Raw genomic sequence first — 18,145 nt, 5'->3', positions numbered from 1 at the left:
ATACAATGATATAAATCTAGCCTACATGATCGCTGCCGCATCTGTTGGCGCTGTTTTCGGAGGAGGTATTTACGGCGACCACGTGTCACCGATAAGCGATACGACTATTATGTCGTCAATGTTCAGCGGGAGCGATCACATTGACCACGTAACCACTCAAATGCCTTATGGAACCTTTGCCGCAGGTGTCTCACTAATCCTTTACTTACTGTTCGCTGCTGGGTTAACAAACCCGCTGATACTACTGCCCACAGGCGTAGTGCTACTGGTTCTAGGGCACAGGGTTTTAAACAAGTACTATTCGAGAAAGACAGGTCTTCCAGAGGTCCTTCCTGATTATCAAGGATAATCCTTTTTTAAACCTATAACCCCCATAATCTCCATTGTGAGTTTTCATGGAGATTTACCATGGTTATACAGGGTTCATGGCTTCTAAGCTGAGGGAAGCGGGCGCGGAGCCTGGAGATGTGATCAGGGTTGACAACCCGGATGGGGAGTCTTTCACAGGCGTGTTAATGCCGAGACAGCTCTTGTATTCTAACAGACCGGTATTAGTGTTAAAACTCTCTAACGGGTACAACATCGGTGTTAAAGTAGAGTTAGAGACCAGGATAGTTTTACTGTCTAAGAAGAAAGGGCTCCCGGGAACCACTGGCTCTGAGGCTTCGCTGAAGAAACCATTCGTATCAATTCTTGCCACAGGAGGCACGATAGCATCTAAGGTGGATTATGTGACGGGGGCGGTGACCCCGTTGCTTGACCCGCAGGAGCTACTGGAATGGGCGCCGGAGCTAAGCGATGTAGGCTTTCTAAACGTTCGCGAGATTATGAAGAAGTTCAGCGAGGACATAACGCCTTCCGACTGGGAGAAGCTGTCTTTAGAAGTATATAGGGAAATAGCTAACGGGGCTGAAGGAGTGGTTGTTGCACACGGAACCGACATGATGAGCTATTCTGCAGCAGCCCTCGCATTCTCAATAGGGGGGAAGCCGGTTCCCATAGTCTTCGTAGGCTCTCAGAGAAGCAGTGACAGGCCCAGTAGCGACTCCTTCTTCAACCTATACTCAGCGGTTCTAACAGCTTTCAAAGCAAGCTTCGCTGAATCAGTCATAGTTATGCATGGAGAGTCCTCGGACAGCTACGCTGTAGTGCTGAGGGGTGTTAAAGCAAGGAAAATGCACACAAGCAGGAGAGACGCTTTCCAACCCGTTAACGACAAGCCTATAGCGCTAGTATACCCCTATATCAGGGAGATTAGAATTGTTGGCAGGATTTTAGAGAAAAGAGATCGTAGCAAGGAGGCATTGTTGAGGAACAAGTTTGACGATAAAGTTGCGATCGTGAAAGCCTACCCTGGCCTTCAGGAGGAGGTAGTAAACTTCCTGGTAGATAAAAAATTCAGCGGTATAGTGATAGAGGGAAGCGGCCTTGGACACGTATCTAACTCGCTGATTGATTCCTTAAAAAGAGCTGTTGAGAATGAAATCCCCGTCGTTATGACAAGCCAGTGCTTATTCGGGCGTGTAAACCTTAACGTTTACAGCACTGGGAGAAGACTTCTTGAAGCAGGAGTTATACCGGCTTCAGACATGTTGCCTGAAACCGCTTACGTGAAGCTATCGTGGATACTGGGCTCCGTGACTAAGAACCTTGCCGAGGTTAGACAGCTAATGCAGACCGATATTGCCGGGGAAATCAACGAGAGGCATACTTTAGAACTATACCCCAGGTGGTCTCATGAGTGAGCTTGACTTTAAATCACTAGGATTGAGGGTTGGTCTCGAAATCCACGTTCAACTAGACACTCCCAGGAAGCTCTTCTGCCAATGCCCTACAAGGCTGGTGGAGGAGCAGCCTAAGTTTCACATAGAAAGAGGCTTAAGACCTGCCAAGAGCGAGACCGGGGAAGTAGACCCTGCGGCTATGTTAGAGTGGAGGAAGGAGCGGATATTCGTATACGAGGCTCCGCCGGAATCATCATGCCTCGTGGAAGTTGACGAGGAACCACCGCATCACCTGGATGAGGACTCGTTGACGGTTGCATTAGCAATTGCCAAGGCGTTAAACATGAGAGTGGTGGATGAAGTGCATGTTATGAGGAAGATTGTGGTGGATGGGAGTAACGTGAGCGGTTTTCAAAGAACTGCGTTAATAGCGTTGAACGGTTTCATCATGGATGGGGAGAAGAGGATAGGGATTCAAACACTGTGTCTTGAGGAGGATGCTGCCAGGAAGATGAGTGAGGAAGGGAACAAGGTCTACTACCGCGTTGACAGGTTGGGAATCCCTCTAGTGGAGATAGCCACAGCGCCCGATATCAACGATCCCGAGGAAGCCATGAGGGTTGCCTTGAAGCTCGGGCAGTTGGTAAGGCTGACTGGCTACGCTAAGAGAGGGCTGGGCACTATAAGACAGGATCTCAACGTCAGCATCCGTGATGGTGCCAAGGTTGAGATTAAAGGAGTGCAACACCTCTACTTAATCCCCAAGGTTGTAGAGCTCGAAGCCCTGCGCCAGCAGAGGCTTCTAGAGATAAGGGATGAATTATTGAAGAGAAATGTGAAACCAGAGGATTTGAAAGAAGAAATCGTGGATGTAACCGAGGTCTTCAAAAACACGTCATCAAAGATTATAAGGAAATCCTTAACAACCCCGGGAGGCGGGGTATACGCTGTCGTGCTGAAAGGGTTCAAAGGTCTGCTGGGCAGGGAGGTGCAGCCTGGGAGGCGGTTTGGCACGGAGCTATCGGACTACGCTAAAGTATGGGGAGGTGTTGGCGGAATATTCCACACGGATGAGTTGCCGAACTATGGGATAACGGCTCAGGAGGTTGAAACACTCTACAAGACGCTTGCCGCGAACCCGGGTGAAGATGCGATAGTAATCGTTGCTGATCAACGTGATAAGTGTATCAAAGCCTTGAAAGCAGTGGTGGAGAGGGCGAGGCAAGCGGTAGTAGGAGTTCCAGAGGAGACTAGGAGTGCAAACCCTGATGGAACATCAAAGTATACGAGGCCGCGTCCAGGAGCAGCGAGAATGTACCCGGAGACGGATATCCCGCTCGTGTACGTCACCCCTGGTTTGATCGAGAAAGCTTTGAAAATTGTTCCAGAACCACCCGATGTTAAGTTGAAAAGGTTCGTTGAAGTACACGGGTTGAGCGCTGAATTAGCGAGCACGCTTATCAAGGATCTCAGGCTTGACCTGTATGAGAAGCTCGTCGATAAGTACTGGGGAAGCGTTCAGCCCTCCATTATTGCTTCAATACTAGTTAACACGATCCCCTCTCTTAGGAAGGAGAATGTTCCTGTTGAGAACGTTACAGACGAGTTGATTGAGGAAATAGTGGGCTTGCTCTCCAGGGGGGAAATCTCCAAGGAAGCAATACCGGATTTGATGAAGCAAGCATTGCTTAACCCTGGGAAAAGGCTTGAGGAATTAGTGAAAGAGCTAGGCATCACCAGGCTTAGCATGGATGAATTAGGGAGAATTATCGAGGATGTTATAGAGAAGCACAGGGAGAAGCTTCTAGCAAAGAAAGAGAAAGCCTTCGCGATCGCGATGAGCGAGACCATGAAGCTTGTGAGAGGGAGGATTGACGGAGCAATAGTGGCTGAAAACGTTAAAAAGAAGCTAAGGGAAAAACTTAACATTGGCAGCGATGACGAGTACTCCCGACAATGATTGATGATTTGAAGGCATTTGACCGAGCAAAACCACGGTTTTAAGCTTAAAAGTGATGAGTATCCCCGGTGCGAGCTAGCGCGATGAGCTCTAAACGAGCGTGCTGATTTAGCTAATGTTGAGCCTTGGCCGCGTCTGAACCGTATGGTGGTGAAGAAAATGGTAGCCACTGAAGAAGTAATTGGGGAATGGATAAGGAGTTTCTTAAGGGAGAAACTGGGTGCTGATGGATTCACGGAGAAGAGGATAAGGGAGAGGGACCTAAGGGGTGCTCTACACTATTTCACAATATTCAGGGTTGCAAGAGGAGATGAGACAATACTTATCAGGCTTGGAGACGGGGTTCTAAGAATCAACTACACTGGTAGAAGCATTAGCAGTGAAAGGAAGGAATTGTTCGAGAAACTGGGCCTCCTAGTGGAGGAAACAGACGACATGTTTACAGCGTATTACAAGGAGATAGTCAAAGCCTTAAACATCGGTGACTTGGAGACTATATTAACACTGGTCCTGGAAGGAGTCTTCAATGAGACTTAGCTATTCAAAACTACACGACTTATGGAGGATTATAGAGCTGTATAATTCAGGTATGAGGCTTAAGGAAATATCTCAAACCCTTGGATTGAAACCATCCTATATTTCATCACTAATCACAAAGGGGTTGGAGAATGAGGTTCTTTACAAGTATTATAACGTAAACCTGGGCTCTCTGGGAAAGCATAAACCATCCTTCGTAATGATAGAGATGTCTCAGAAGGCAGATGTTTTGCAATGTATTGATAAGAACGTTAGAACACTATCCTTGTATTACTCCTATAACAAGAAACCGTTGATAATGATGTATCTTTTAGAACCAGTGGTTATCCCAGAAGAGGTTTTGAGAATTAACAATCAGCTCTGCCACGTCGTCTTCTCCGGGTATGTGGAAGAAGTCGTGATACCTATTGAAAAACATCTCGAGCGTAAGATAGTTTTCAAAACCATGGACGAGGAAAAATATTCCATGGTGAGGGATGAGATTGACGAGCTTATCTTGTTTGAAATATTTAATTTCTTCAATCCCCCGGTTCAAAACAATGTCAAGACTTCGGAGTTCTTGAAGGATATTGTGAAGAAATACATGCTTAAAAGCATTCCATTCCACTACTACAAGCATGTTAAAAATAAACTATACCCTCGACTAGTGTATAGGGCTCAAGGAGTGTATTCCCTGGTAAGGATCGCGGCTCCAACTCTCTCGATACTCAACACCTTGGTGAACCTGCTGTTTAAAAGTGAAATCTTAACCGGTGTGGATCAGATTCATCTTTTAAGCAAGCACCCAATGTTAGCAATCCTTCACGGATGGTGTGATCCTTTGAGGCTTAACAACCCGAAAATTTCACACGAGCCTGTTGAAGGAGCCTCGTACGAGGTCTACCCTTATATTACACTTCTCTGATATATTTCCAGGGAAACATTCATGAGTAGGCTGGATGAAATATTGAGAGACGTGCTGGATAAGGCATCCGATCCTAGGAAGGTAATTGAATTGATGAGAAACGTTTCGGGTAGAATTAAAAGCTCTACCAAGAACTACGTCTTCCATGAGCCAGGGATTATCGAGGTTGAAAGAGGAGTTAACTTACACATTATCGGAGACCTTCACGGCGATATCCACTCACTTTTGACAATACTGGGAGAGAGGTTTGAACTACTGGGGAGAGGTAGCGATGTAATGGTTTTTCTAGGAGACTATGTTGACAGAGGGGACTACCAAATTGAAACCCTGGCCTTGCTCCTCTATTTGAAAGCAGCTTTCAACGATCAAATCATTCTTCTACGAGGAAATCACGAGCCCCCTACTTGGCTCGTACCACACCCGCATGATTTCCCGAGCGTCCTAGTTGAAAGATACGGGGAGGAAGGGGAGAAAGTGTACAGTGAGGCTTTAAGCCTCTTCAACACCCTCCCTCTCACGGCTTACCTTTCCGGCGAATTATTAATGCTTCACGGTGGACCACCTCTTAAAGTATTAGAGGCCTCTAGCTTCGAGGAGGCATTCTCGTTAAACACGGGGAAAGCCAGTCCTGAAATGTTGGAGGAAATACTATGGAGTGATCCCGTGGAGCTTAACGTTGAATTCCTTGACTCACCTAGAGGCGCGGGCGTTTTATACGGGAAGAAGGTTTCCTCAAAGGCCCTTGGCTTGATAAATGGTAAGTACATCGTGAGGAGTCATGAAATGGTTAATGGCTATAGAGTAGGGCACGACGGGCTCGTGATCACGGTTTTCGACGCTGCAATCCCCTATGGCCTGGACTCGATAGGCGTGGTCGAATACTTATACGATGCTGTGAGAGACCAGTACAGGCTGGATCTCGTCAAAAAATCCCCGAAGATCTAGCATTCCTTGACGAAGACGGTCTAACAGTAAGGTTGTTTAAAATCAGTTTATAAGTTAGTATTCTTTTAATGGATCTCAGGTGAAACACGTTGAGCAGTGACGCTGAAGAATCGGTAGTCGACGTTGTCGACGAAGCGATCGGGGACATCTTAGAGGAATTACTGGAGAAATACTATGGTGACAACTTGGAGTCGGAGGAGGATTACGATGAGTTGGTTTACAACATAGTCAGCTCCATAAGGAAAGAAGTTTTCAAAGGAAAAGCCGATGTTGCAGAGATAAGGGAATTCTTATACAAGCTAAGGGAGAAACCACAGATCGCTAAACTAGTGTTGAGCTACATTATAGGTAATTACTTCGAGAAGGCAGGAAGCCTTGCAAGGCACGCACGCATACCTGAAGGAGTTTCGCTTTAACCCTTTTTAAGGGGTGTTTTTAATTCCTCGCTCCAAGAGATCGGATTCTAAAACTTCGGGTGATAAGGTTCCTGAGGTAGCAACCAGCAAGTCAAAAGAGACGTCGGCTAGGAGAAAGCCTTCCAAAAGCTTTTCAATAGATGACCTAGTAGACAAGATGTCGGGCGAAGTACTGGAATATCTGGGATTGAACGAGTTAAGCATTCCCAGCGACTTGAAAACAGCGATTTCCCGGGAAGTCATCGAGGCAGTTACATCCGGGTATTCGAGTAAGCCGGATGTTGAAACAGTGTTGAAGAGAATTAAGAGAAACATGCAAAACATATATGAGCTAGTCGTTTTCAAAATACTGGAGAGTTTAGACGCTTTCGACGAGAAGATTCTTGAATACGTAATCTACCGGGGAGGGAAGGCTACCATACCGGGCGCTTCTAAGCTTTACTCGCTTGCCCGCAAATATGGTAGAGAAGACCTTATCCTTACTCTCCAGGCAGTATGGAACAAGCACATGTCAAGAGAGCTCATAGAATGCCCAAGGTGCGGTTTCAACTCTATCTCAACCGACCTCTCCTGCAATGTCTGCGGCAATATTGTTAGCGAGCAATACGTTAGAACACGGCTTGACTTTGCCAATAAGTTTAAAATGTACGTGGAATCTGCAAGCGTTGCCGAGTTGAGAAGTGTTCTAGAACTAGGCTACGTCTTAGCTAATTCCACGGGAGTGTACTCCCCCCGCTCGAAAAGCATAGTCCCTGGAAGAATCTACTACCAGTTATATTTGAAACCATCGGACATCTCCTTTATAATAGAGAACATTAACCAGCGTGACGTTAAGGTCTAATTAACCTGGAGAGTTCAACCTGGTGAAGAATCATTCAGCATAATTAAACGGGGATTGATTCACGGGTCAAACTCTTATTTTCACGCCCTTTGAAGCGAGCGTTGAGCGGATTCCCCGTCTTAAAACCTGGATATTCATCTCAAGGTTTTCGAAAACCCCTTTCTGCTCGAAAATCAATGCTCCCTGGTAGTAAACCCTTACCATTGGAGTGTGAGATAGTTTTTCACCTGTTACATCCTCCCTTAGCGCGTTTACCTTGCAGACTAGTATGTTGGGGTCGATCAGCTTTTCTAACTCTTTCACTGCTTCGCTTAAGATGGCGCTGTCCTGACTCCCCGGGTAGTAGTACTCTACGATAACTAACTCGTTACCGGTTAGTGCTCTTTCAAACTCTTCCCTGCTGTTGAGCTCGTACATTGAACTCACTTTACGGTTCTTGTTTTAAATCTGTTTTCAACACTTTAATAGTTTTCAGGTAGTATTGGCCGATGCGAAAAATTTATATAGAAGCCCTTATGTCTATTAATTTATGGATTCTATAGAATGATTAGGTGAGAAGAAATGGCAATGTATGGAATACCTGTACTCGTGTTGAAGGAAGGGACGAGGAGAACCATTGGCAGGGAGGCATTGCGCGGGAACATCGCTGCTGCGAGAGCATTGGCTGAGGTTTTAAGAACCAGTCTCGGCCCCCGTGGACTTGACAAAATGCTGGTCGACAGTTTTGGAGACGTAACTGTGACTAATGACGGAGCCACTATTGTAAAAGAGATGGAGGTTCAACACCCTGCTGCTAAGTTGCTAGTTGAGGTGGCTAAGGCCCAGGATGCTGAGGTTGGGGATGGTACAACCAGTGCCGTAGTCCTTGCCGGAGCATTCCTTGCGAAGGCTGAGGAGCTCCTAGACCAGAACATCCACCCCAGCATTATTATTGAAGGATACACAAAGGCTCTGAAAGAATCGCTCAAAATACTCAGCGACATAGCGTACAAGGTATCGCCCACTGACAGGGAGTCTTTGAAGAAAGTGGTTATGACAACAATCTCCAGCAAGTACATTGGAGGGAACGTGATATCCAACAAGCTGGCTGACATGACTATTGAGGCCGCTTTAACAGTTGCAGAGCTTAAGGAGAACGGGACATTTGATTTCAGAACCGATGACGTTAAAATAGAGAAGAAGAAGGGAGGAAACGTTATCGATACTCAGCTGATAAAAGGCATCGTTATCGATAAAGAGGTTGTTCACCCAGGGATGCCGAGAAGGATTGAGGATGCTAAGATAGCACTGCTGGACGCGGCCTTAGAGGTTGAGAAACCAGAGATAACCGCTAAAATCAACATAACCAGCCCCGAGCTGATCAAGGCATTCCTCGATGAGGAGGCGAACCTGCTTAAGGAGATGGTTGAGAAAATAGCCTCCACCGGCGCTAACGTTGTGATATGCCAGAAAGGCATTGATGAAGTAGCCCAGCACTTCCTCGCCAAGAAGGGGATAATGGCTGTGAGAAGAGTTAAGAGAAGCGACCTTGAGAAGTTGGAGAGAGCTTCCGGAGGTAAAATAGTCAGTAGCGTTAGGGATTTGAAACCCGAGGACCTAGGCTATGCTAAGCTGGTAGAGGAGAGGAGAATAGGTAATGATAAAATGGTGTTTATCGAGGGCTGCAAGAATCCGAAGGCTGTGACAATACTTATTCGCGGAGCAAACGACATGGTGATGGATGAGATTGAGAGAAGCCTAAAGGACGCCTTAAACGTGCTGAGGAATGTTATGAAGGTTCCGAAGATAGTGCCTGGAGGCGGCGCCGTCGAGATCGAGCTGGCTATGAGGTTAAGGGAGTTCGCAGCTAAAGTTGGAGGGAAGGAGCAGCTGGCAATCGAGGCATTCGCACAAGCCATAGAGGAGATTCCGCTAATACTTGCAGAGTCAAGCGGTAAGGATCCGTTAGAAACATTGATGAAGCTGAGGCAGCTCCACAGTGTAGGCAAAAAGTACGCAGGGATCGATGTCGTGACCGGAGAGGTAAGGGAGAATATGCTTGAGTACAACGTAGTAGAGCCTCTGCTTGTTAAAGAATCCATGGTGAAGACTGCAGCGGAGGCTGCTATAACGATATTGAAGATTGACGACATAATTGCTGCAAGCCCCGTGAAGAAGGAGGAAAAGGGCAAGAAAGAAGGCGGCGAAACACCACCTCCGGGGAGCTTCGAGTAAGGAGCCCGTAAACCTCTTTTTCAATCAAAAAGATTTTAATTTATAAATCCTCTACACCATTTTTCAATAATGCCCTGCTTTAAGAAGGTGTTTAAGAGAATGAGTGTGGACGTTAGGAAAATATACTCGGAAGTATTTGCATCAAGGCTCACAAGGTTTGAATTAGCGAGAATTATCGGGGCACGTTCCCTCCAGCTCTCGCTTGGGGCGCCAACCCTCATAGATGTTAGCGGTATCCAAATCAAAGACCCTGTTGCAGTAGCCATATATGAGCTGTTAAAAACAAGTTTACCAATGTCTATTCGTAGGAGGGTTGAGGATGGAAAATACGAGCTCATTCCAGTTAGCAAACTCATCACAACAGATGTTAGAAAGTATTTATCAACAATTCTCGAAACATGGAATATTAGTAGTAGGGTATAGTGAGTATCAGAGTAGCCTCGGAAAAGTATTCGACTTTTATGTTGAGAAACCGGTTGGCAAGGATGCTTTCTCGAACATTTACAAATTCTTCATTGAAAACCACCACTACATGGTTCTACAAATAAAGAGTGAGCGCCCTGTTCTAAGATTTCTACCTATTCCCGAGAGAGGGATCCCGTTCAAGCAAGTGCTCACGATCACCACGTTTTTCACAGTCGGGTTAACAGGCTACGGACTGGCAAGCGGCTTCGCAGAGATAGCGTCAAAGCTTGGAATACCCATTGGGTTAAACCCGTTTGCAACAGCCTTAGTGTACACTCTCCTGTTCCTGCTCGCATTAGGCGTTCACGAGCTCGGACACGTGTTCTCCAGCAAGAGGGAGGGCGTGCTGATAGAGGGGCCTATATTCATACCGGCACCCCCTATTCAGCTGGGTTTCATCGGAACCTTCGGAGCTGTGATAATGATGAAGACTCTTCCACCTTCTCGAAGAGATTTAGCGAGGCTAGGTATTTCAGGCCCGTTATCAGGGGTCTTAGCAGGGTTGCTGATAGGGGTTGTAGGAGTGTTCAGCTCAGTGTCAATCCCGTACGAGAAGGCTGTTGAACTAGCTGAAGCCGGGGAAATAGGGGCGATGCCTCTTACAACGCTAGGGTTTAAGCTACTTCTAATGCTGAAGCCTGTGAACGGGGAGGTTTTGCTGATACATCCACTGCTCTTCATAACCTACATAATATTCATAGTGACGTTTCTAAACCTACTACCGATAGGTCAGCTCGACGGAGGACATGTTCTGCGAAGCTTGATGTCGCCTAGGGCTCATGAAAAACTAGGGAAAATTGTTATTGCACTGCTAGCTGTAACCGGGCTGTCCTTAATGTTGATGAATTATGCTGCCGGCTACTACTACCTATTGCTCTCCCTAGTAGTATTCATACTAAGAGGCTTTATTGCTAAAGGACAACACCCCGGTAGCGCGGATCAGTATGATGATGAGAGGCCATGGCATTATTTAATTCCCTACGTAGTTTTACTAGTATTGGTCACGCCAATACCGGTAGGGTAGGGTTGGTCGAAAAACAGAGTTTTCCACGGGGTTTATGATTGTTCAGGGCGGACGCGAAAATCGCCTCCAACGCGGTTGAACGGGGATCGGGATACATTAGTATATGGGATTTAAAGGGAAAGGTACTCGTAATTGCTGAAAAGCCTAAGGCTGCGAGAAAAATAGCTGACGCGTTAAGCCAGAAGTATTTTGTAAGAAATATTAATAACGTAACCTACTTTGAAATACGCGACGGCATCCACCAGATAATTGTCGCAAGCTCCGTTGGACACTTGTACGGGCTGACAACTCTGGAAAACGGCTACCCCGTTTACACCTACCAGTGGGCTCCATTATACGAGGTTGAAAAGAGAAAGACGCACTCGTTCAATTACCTAGAGGCTTTGAGAAAACTGTGCATCACCAGTAGCTACTTCGTGAACGCATGCGATTACGATATCGAAGGTAGTGTGATAGGGTACTTGATAATTAAATTCAACGGCGACCCCAGCAGGGCTTTCCGAGCAAAATTCTCAAGCCTGACCCCCTCAGAGCTGCGGGAGGCGTTCCAGAAGCTAACTCGGCTGGATTACGAAATGATTGAGGCAGGGCTTTGCAGGCATGAATTAGACTGGTTATGGGGTATCAATGTAAGTAGAGCCTTAATGAGAACTGTGGAAAGTTTTTCAAAGAAAAAAATCATCCTAAGCGCTGGCAGGGTTCAAACCCCTACTCTAAAATACGTTTCCGACATAGAGAAGGAGCGGAACCTGTTCATTCCAACCCCGGTCTACAGCGTTATCCCAACCATCGCTAAGGATGGCGTGAAAATAACGTTGGAACTAGTTAACAACTCGATCAAGAGGAAAAATGAAGCATATGCTCTGGCTGAGAGGATTAGGAATGAGGGCTTTTTAACGGTGGAATCCTACGAGGAACATACTAGTTCGATACCTCCTCCCCCTCCATTCAATCTTGGCGACCTCCAGGAGGAGGCTGCGAGAATCTATGGATACAGCCCGTCTAAAACCCAGTCAATCGCTGAGCAACTCTATCTCGACGCTCTCATCAGCTACCCTAGGACTAACAGCCAGAAACTGCCCAGAGGGCTGGATTTCAAGGGCTTATTGACCAAGATCTCGCAGATTTCAAACTACAGCGCCCTTGTCTCAGAGCTTTTAAAAGAGACAAAAGGCTTTTTACAACCCGTTGAAGGCGACAAGGAGGATCCAGCGCATCCAGCCATATATCCCACGGGAGTCAAGCCAGTTAAACTGGACAATGATCAGTGGGCTGTTTACGATTTAATAGTTAGAAGATTCCTAGCAGCTTTCGCAGGTAGTGCAGCAATCTATCGTTCAACGGCGAAATTTGCCTTGCCAGGTGTGAACATTGTTTTCCAGGCAGCAGGGCAAGGTATTGAAAATCTCGGCTGGTACAAATACTATCCATTCCACAAACCAAGCGTCAAAGCATTGCCCAGGTTTAGGGAAGGAGAGAAGGTTAGGGTTGTCGAGGTCAGCGTTAAAACCGCGTATACTAGGCCGCCTCAGAGGATTAGTAAAATCGGGATGTTGAGATGGATGGAGAGTGTTGAAATAGGTACGGAGGCTACGAGGGCTACAATTATAGAGAAGCTTTTCGAGAGAAAATACTTGGTTAACACTACTCGAGGCGTTGTTGTCACAGACCTGGGATTAGGAATTGTTGAAACACTTGAAATATTCTTCCCCGAATTGGTGAAAGTTGAGTTAACCAGGCATTTCGAAAGATTAATGAACGACATTAAGAAAGGGGCTGTGAAAAGAGAGCAAGTGATAAGTGAGGCTAGGAACACGCTGGACGTGTTAATTAAGAAATTCAATGAAAACAGGGAGAAAGTGGGGCAAATGCTTTCATCAAGACTCGGAGTATACACCCCGCCCAATAAATGCGCCATCTGCAACAGGGAAGAGTTTTCCAACGGTCTCTGCATGTATCATTACAAAGCTAGGGAACAGATTGACTCGGTGTATGAGGAGTGGAGGGAAAGAGAAGGGATCTCGTTTAAGGATTATTTAGAGAAGATTAAGAAACTTAAGTCAACAGGAAAATGGGTCGTGGAAGTCATTGAGTATGTTTATGGTGGCAAATAATTTTAAATGCTTTAAAACAACATTGTTGCGAAACCTCTTCAATACTTGCGAAGCAAACAATACTTAAACATTTAAGGTCCTCCGGGTTTCACTTATGGAAAATGATTAGGGATCAGCGGGTTGAACACGGCCTGGGTTAGAAAACGCTGTATAGTAGGAATGAGTTAGGTAAGTGAGGAACGGATTTCCTGAAACCAGAGGGAGATATAACCAAGATACGGTATCTTAACAACGATGTCGTTAATGCTTAAGACTTTTCCAACAACTCTTTCATAACTGATCCCTAACGGGCGATTATTAACCACATCAAAATATATTACATCGGGTCCGGAGTTGTTATCGCCTTTTGTAACATAGTAGTACTTATTATTCACGATTTTAACATCTACGACTCTGTGAATGATCAGCTTGTTTGAGTAAGCCTTGTAAACGATCACATCGCCCACCCTTATCTCTGAGGGGCTTGGCTTGTATGTGAAGACTATGTCGCCCTCTCTTAGAACGGGGAGCATGCTCTCCCCTTTAACAACCGCCATTGGGGCTTGCGAACCTGTTAGGCTTGAAAGTACTGCAGGATTTAAGATAACGATTATGAGCAGGATTGAAAAAGCGGCTTCAATCATCCACGCGAAGTGCTTTATCCTCGATTTATCAATCCTTTTCGTTGAGAATGTCCGATATGTCGAGGACAATCTCCTTTACCTCTCTCTCCTCGCTTTCACTCTCTAAAACCTTTTTACTGCTCCCGCCCTCGATCTCAACGGATTTCCCGCCAACTTTGAGCTTGCTAATGGTGGTTTTCCACTTGTATCCACAGCTTCCACACTTCACTACACCCATCATAGTAACCGTGATCCTTCCCTGAGCGTCTGGAATAGGAGCTACTAGTTGCCATGATTTAATGACTTCAATGTTGTTTGAACCACACCTAGGGCATTTGAGGCTTGACTCTTTCTTAGGGCTACTCAACACTATCACCAAGCACCTGCTATCAAATATATGGTGTAGAATATTAAATATGGTAAGGGCGTTAAAACGGTTTTCAAGAGGGTTTTCTTCGACTTGATGAAATAGAGGTAGAGTGCTAGCCCAAGCACTGTGCTCAAGACCGCTATCTCCCTTATCAAGCCTTCTTCATGCTTGTAAAACCCGATGAACAATATGGATGAGATGTAAAGACTGTGCGTGATGAAGCAGTAGACATTTGGGCTTTTGATCTTATCGAAAAACAACTTAGTCATTAAAGCCCACGTCAGGTAGGGAATGTACACGTATATGGTTAAACCTATAATCTGGTTCATTCATCAATCCCTTTGGTGGTTGAGCTTGTACATTACGTCATACATATATGATGAATCATTCGCTATAAAAGACATAAAGGCCAGAATGATCCTTGACAGCAGAGGCAATCCAACCGTGCAGGTTAAAACCGTGACGGAAGGCATGGGCGTGGGAATCGCCAACGCGCCAAGCGGTGCTTCAACCGGTATCCATGAAGCAGTCGAGGTACGGGATGGGGGGAAGGAGTTTAAAGGCAGAGGGGTTTCAAGAGCTGTTGAAAACGTTAACAAAGTAATCTCCCCTGCTTTGATAGGACTGGATTCCCGTAGGCAACAGTTGATTGATAGGAAGATGATCGAGATAGATGGAACACCCAATAAGAGCAGGCTCGGCGGCAACGCGATAGTGGCGACCAGCTTATCCGTTGCTAAAGCAGCCGCGTCCACGATGGGGTTACCCTTGTATGCCTACCTAGGAGGGTACGTGGCCGACACGCTGCCCGTCCCCATGCTGAACATAATAAATGGGGGAGTTCACGCGGGCAACAAGCTAGACTTCCAGGAATTCATGATCGTCCCAGCAGGATTCAGCTCTTTCAGAGATGCCATTAAGGCCGCGGTTGAGGTCTACTTTGACTTGAAGAAGATTTTGAAAGAGAAATACGGCCCCCAGGCCATTAACGTTGGGGATGAAGGCGGGTATGCTCCTCCGATAGAGAAAGTGAGGGATGCGCTCGATATTTTAATCCAGGCGATTAAAGCTGCTGGATACGATCCCTGGAACCAGGTTGTCATAGCGCTGGATGTGGCGAGCAGCCAGTTCTATAGGGAGGATAAAGGAGTGTACGTTCTAGAAGGGTCTGAGTACACCCGGGATCAATTAATAGAGTTTTATGAGAAACTAGTGAATGAATATCCAATAGTCAGTATTGAAGACCCCTTGCAAGAGGAGGATTTCGAAGGATTCGCCGAGATCACTAAAAGGTTGGGAGGCAAGGTGCTCATTGTTGGCGATGACATATTCACCACTAATCCCGCAAGGTTCAGGAAGGGCATAGATTCCAAGGCAGGTAACGCTATACTGGTCAAGGTCAACCAGGTTGGAACCCTGTCGGAAACCCTTGAGGTCGTGAAAACAGCGTTCACCAGCGGCTATAAAACCGTGATAAGCCACAGGAGCGGCGAGACAGAGGACACTTCCATAGCTGACATCGCAGTAGGAGTATGCGCAGGGCTCATCAAGACAGGTGCTCCCGCGAGAGGAGAGAGAACGGCTAAATACAACCGTCTACTAGAAATTGAAGAGGAGCTAGATAATCCAAGGTATCCTGGATTCAGCGTTTTCTTGAGAAAGCCGTGAGAATAATGTTTTTTCAAAAACATTTTTATCATGTTTCCTAAGGAATCAGTAGGCCAACTATCATCAAGCTAATAGCCATTATCAAGGTGAACTTTAGAAACTGGCTTGGCGTCATATTCGGCAACATTTTAATAGCTCTAACCAGTAGTGTAACCACGAATCCCATGAATATTGTAAACACTATTATGAACCCTACCAAGAATAATACTCCGCCAACACCCGTTATCTTGTCCACGACTCCTCCAAGCGCGTTAAATATCTTGTATGCGTCTTCGAACCCCATTCCTGGTCCCTGGACACTGATCCTTTTGGATAGGAATTTAAAACCTCGGGCAGGTAAATCGGGAGAGGATTTTTAACAATAACTTATTAATCCTTATTCGACTTAAAAAGTAGTGATGATGATGGTTAAAAGCGTGGCAGCCGCTACGGCAATGCCAGCTACCAGGCTTCTGACAATATTACAATACCCATGTTTTTAACAATTTATTGATTTTTATAACATTGTAAATTATTAATGAAAGGAAATCATGATGATAAACTTTATTTAGATTTTAGAAATCGCGTAACATTAACATGAAACGAATCCTCAATCATTACACAGTGCAAGCTATTTCAGCCCGTGAGTTAATGGGACATGGAAGAATGCTCTCTCAATTGGGCTGAGGATTTTTAAAGTATTCTCTTGGTATTACCTCAACGGTGGATCAAATGATGGGTGTGAAGGTTGAGAACATAGATGAGTTTCTCGGTAAGCCGGTTAATGATCCCTACGGCCGCAGAATAGGCTACCTGATAAGTTTCTACAGCGACTCCGACGGCAACGTTACCTCGCTAGAAGTTAGCATCGGCGACTTCGAGTTCAAGCAGTTCTCAATAGACAGGTTCAAGTTTGAAAACGGTAACATCATCCTGCTGTCGGAGTGGGAGTATAATGCTGTTTTAACAGAGAACAGGCTTGAGAGGTTAAAGAAGAGGGTAGCAGCACTGGAGCAGCTGAAAACCAACAATGAGGTTCCAAAGCACGCTTACGAAGAATACAAGAAAAAGCTCGACGAGATGTTGATGAAGATTAAAGAGGATGCTAAGACCGTGAAGGAGATGTTGAGGAAGAGGCTTTACGAGATAGAGGATATTGTGGTTGAGCTTGAGAAATGTATGACTAATTTAAAGGTAAGCTACATGGGCGGTGAAATACCCGAGAAATCCTATAAGATGGCGATAGACCTTGTCAGGAAGAACATGGATGTGGTAATGCTGGAGAAGGAAAGCGTTAAGAGGCATTTGGAGAGGATCGAAGCTCTTGAGACCCGGCCGGAGGATATCATTGTGAAGAAAGAGGAAGGCGTTGCAGCCCAGGAGTCTAAGCAGCCCATGCAGGTTGTTGTTTTAGAAGGCTAGTAATACCCCATTAATATTCATCCTTGTATTTAAAAATGTTTTTCACGGGCATTTTCTTACAGGCTTGCACGGGGTACTTGAAACATGTCTGCATCCACGAGTTACTCTAGAATTGGTTTGTTTGGAAAACTTACCGGTTTAATCAAGGCTAGGGATCCAATGAAGAAGAGCATTCTCGAATCAGTTGCCACACTAGACAGGATGATTAGGACTATAGAGTCTTCAAAGAAGAGCCTTGACTCCGTTCTCGAAGAACATCAGAAAAGAGCCAAACTCTTAAACTCTGAGGGAGACAAAGAGTTCCAAGACATCATAAACGAGGAGATCAACAATATTGTAGGGTATAAGACACTATTTGAAAAAGCAATACTGGACCTCGCCAGAGTAAGATACAGGCTTGAAACCCTCGCATACGTTGAGGAGCCGATGAAAGAACTACCAGCGGTCATGGAGGAGTTGCAGAGAATAGAGCCTGAAGTGGCGAAGATAGCTCCAGACCTACTTAACCAGCTGAGAAGCTTGAGGAAGAAAGTAGAGGATATAATTATTGAAACAGCTGCAGAGCCTTCTCCCGGTTTAACGGGGAAAGCAACGGCAGCCCCTACTGTTAAAACTGTTTCACAACCCTCTGTTAAAAAGGAGGATTCTACACTGCTCCCACCTCCACCGCCCAGTGAGGTCAAGATGCCAGAGACTACTACTGTGGTGAATGAGCAACCTCAGGCTATAGTGGTTAAGAAACCTGAGCCGGTTGATGTACCCCTCCACGTCGTGGAGCAGTGGCTTCTCGACGAGCTCAGGTCGAAAGGAGGAATACTAGACGTATCAAACTTTATCAGCAAGTACAGGGTTAAGAAGGAAGCCGTTTACCTAGCTCTCAGAAACCTTGAGGCTAAAGGAGTTATCAAGCTGAAGAGGTTCTAAAATTCAACACTTTTTAAACAATACCTTGCCCGGTGA

Annotated in this window: 20 protein-coding genes; 15 read left to right on the top strand and 5 right to left on the bottom strand. The window is 45.8% G+C overall.

All coding sequences use genetic code 11. The annotated features are described in order from the left end of the window. The 8 genes from AC3OH0_RS04845 to AC3OH0_RS04810 form a co-directional block, all read left to right on the top strand. Positions 1–349, top strand: a 349-nt coding sequence (locus AC3OH0_RS04845) for a Na+/H+ antiporter NhaC family protein (RefSeq protein WP_498344966.1), incomplete at its 5' end; no start/stop codon positions are given. Positions 350–395: 46 nt separating this feature from the next. Then, positions 396–1,745, top strand: coding sequence for a Glu-tRNA(Gln) amidotransferase subunit GatD (gene gatD, locus AC3OH0_RS04840; protein ID WP_498344965.1), 1,350 nt, complete (start codon positions 396–398; stop codon positions 1,743–1,745). Next, on the top strand, positions 1,738–3,684 hold the full coding sequence (gene gatE / locus AC3OH0_RS04835) for a Glu-tRNA(Gln) amidotransferase subunit GatE (RefSeq protein WP_498344964.1): 1,947 nt from the start codon (positions 1,738–1,740) through the stop codon (positions 3,682–3,684). Before gatD ends, gatE begins: the two co-directional genes overlap by 8 nt. A gap of 159 nt (positions 3,685–3,843) precedes the next feature. Further along, positions 3,844–4,221 carry a hypothetical protein gene (locus AC3OH0_RS04830; protein ID WP_498344963.1) on the top strand — a complete coding sequence of 126 codons (378 nt, stop codon included), beginning with the start codon at positions 3,844–3,846 and terminating at the stop codon, positions 4,219–4,221. Next, positions 4,211–5,125, top strand: a complete 915-nt coding sequence (locus AC3OH0_RS04825) for a hypothetical protein (RefSeq protein WP_498344962.1) — start codon at positions 4,211–4,213, stop codon at positions 5,123–5,125. Before AC3OH0_RS04830 ends, AC3OH0_RS04825 begins: the two co-directional genes overlap by 11 nt. 21 nt (positions 5,126–5,146) lie before the next feature. After that, positions 5,147–6,070 (top strand): metallophosphoesterase family protein, encoded by a 924-nt coding sequence (locus tag AC3OH0_RS04820; protein ID WP_498344961.1) that lies wholly within the window; start codon positions 5,147–5,149, stop codon positions 6,068–6,070. Between the two features lie 89 nt (positions 6,071–6,159). After that, the gene (locus AC3OH0_RS04815; RefSeq protein WP_498344960.1) at positions 6,160–6,486 is read left to right on the top strand and encodes a hypothetical protein; all 327 of its coding nucleotides are present in this window, start codon (positions 6,160–6,162) and stop codon (positions 6,484–6,486) included. A gap of 157 nt (positions 6,487–6,643) precedes the next feature. Next, on the top strand, positions 6,644–7,327 hold the full coding sequence (locus AC3OH0_RS04810; RefSeq protein ID WP_498344959.1) for a hypothetical protein: 684 nt from the start codon (positions 6,644–6,646) through the stop codon (positions 7,325–7,327). Between the two features lie 66 nt (positions 7,328–7,393). On the opposite strand, the gene AC3OH0_RS04805 is transcribed toward AC3OH0_RS04810, so the two are convergent. Further along, complete coding sequence (locus AC3OH0_RS04805) at positions 7,394–7,744, bottom strand: thioredoxin domain-containing protein (RefSeq protein WP_498344958.1); 351 nt, start codon at positions 7,742–7,744, stop codon at positions 7,394–7,396. A gap of 144 nt (positions 7,745–7,888) precedes the next feature. Here AC3OH0_RS04805 and thsA point away from each other — a divergent pair, with 144 nt between their 5' ends. From thsA to AC3OH0_RS04785, 4 genes are all read left to right on the top strand, one after another. Beyond that, positions 7,889–9,541 (top strand): thermosome subunit alpha, encoded by a 1,653-nt coding sequence (gene thsA, locus AC3OH0_RS04800; RefSeq protein WP_498344957.1) that lies wholly within the window; start codon positions 7,889–7,891, stop codon positions 9,539–9,541. Positions 9,542–9,640: 99 nt separating this feature from the next. Then, a complete protein-coding gene (locus AC3OH0_RS04795) occupies positions 9,641–9,964 on the top strand; it encodes a DNA-directed RNA polymerase subunit K (RefSeq protein WP_193436969.1) in 324 nt (107 codons plus the stop codon). Further along, entirely contained in the window at positions 9,906–11,030 is a 1,125-nt protein-coding gene (locus AC3OH0_RS04790) for a site-2 protease family protein (RefSeq protein ID WP_498344956.1), read from the top strand. Before AC3OH0_RS04795 ends, AC3OH0_RS04790 begins: the two co-directional genes overlap by 59 nt. 38 nt (positions 11,031–11,068) lie before the next feature. Beyond that, complete coding sequence (locus tag AC3OH0_RS04785; RefSeq protein WP_498344955.1) at positions 11,069–13,144, top strand: DNA topoisomerase I; 2,076 nt, start codon at positions 11,069–11,071, stop codon at positions 13,142–13,144. Positions 13,145–13,308: 164 nt separating this feature from the next. Here AC3OH0_RS04785 and AC3OH0_RS04780 read toward each other — a convergent pair whose 3' ends face one another. From AC3OH0_RS04780 to AC3OH0_RS04770, 3 genes are read right to left on the bottom strand one after another with little or no spacing between them, the layout of a single operon-like run. Continuing rightward, the gene (locus AC3OH0_RS04780; RefSeq protein ID WP_498344954.1) at positions 13,309–13,836 is read right to left on the bottom strand and encodes a signal peptidase I; all 528 of its coding nucleotides are present in this window, start codon (positions 13,834–13,836) and stop codon (positions 13,309–13,311) included. Then, positions 13,796–14,116 (bottom strand): chromatin protein Cren7, encoded by a 321-nt coding sequence (locus AC3OH0_RS04775; protein ID WP_498344968.1) that lies wholly within the window; start codon positions 14,114–14,116, stop codon positions 13,796–13,798. The genes AC3OH0_RS04780 and AC3OH0_RS04775 overlap by 41 nt, the downstream gene beginning before the upstream one ends. A 2-nt stretch (positions 14,117–14,118) precedes the next feature. Continuing rightward, the gene (locus AC3OH0_RS04770) at positions 14,119–14,445 is read right to left on the bottom strand and encodes a hypothetical protein (RefSeq protein ID WP_498344953.1); all 327 of its coding nucleotides are present in this window, start codon (positions 14,443–14,445) and stop codon (positions 14,119–14,121) included. A gap of 25 nt (positions 14,446–14,470) precedes the next feature. Between AC3OH0_RS04770 and eno the strand changes: the two genes are divergently transcribed. Next, entirely contained in the window at positions 14,471–15,784 is a 1,314-nt protein-coding gene (gene eno / locus AC3OH0_RS04765; RefSeq protein WP_498344952.1) for a phosphopyruvate hydratase, read from the top strand. Positions 15,785–15,821: 37 nt separating this feature from the next. Here the strand turns inward: eno and AC3OH0_RS04760 are convergent, their stop codons facing one another. Continuing rightward, positions 15,822–16,067, bottom strand: a complete 246-nt coding sequence (locus tag AC3OH0_RS04760; protein WP_193436089.1) for a hypothetical protein — start codon at positions 16,065–16,067, stop codon at positions 15,822–15,824. Between the two features lie 428 nt (positions 16,068–16,495). Between AC3OH0_RS04760 and AC3OH0_RS04755 the strand changes: the two genes are divergently transcribed. Together AC3OH0_RS04755 and AC3OH0_RS04750 are read left to right on the top strand one after the other, a co-directional pair. Further along, complete coding sequence (locus AC3OH0_RS04755) at positions 16,496–17,185, top strand: CdvA-like protein (RefSeq protein WP_498344951.1); 690 nt, start codon at positions 16,496–16,498, stop codon at positions 17,183–17,185. Between the two features lie 84 nt (positions 17,186–17,269). Continuing rightward, positions 17,270–18,109, top strand: a complete 840-nt coding sequence (locus tag AC3OH0_RS04750; RefSeq protein WP_498344950.1) for a hypothetical protein — start codon at positions 17,270–17,272, stop codon at positions 18,107–18,109. Positions 18,110–18,145: the final 36 nt, after the last annotated feature.

The organism is Thermosphaera sp. (assembly GCF_059755995.1).
The sequence above is the reverse complement of the archived record's forward strand: the minus strand, read 5'-3'. Positions and strand labels throughout refer to the sequence as shown.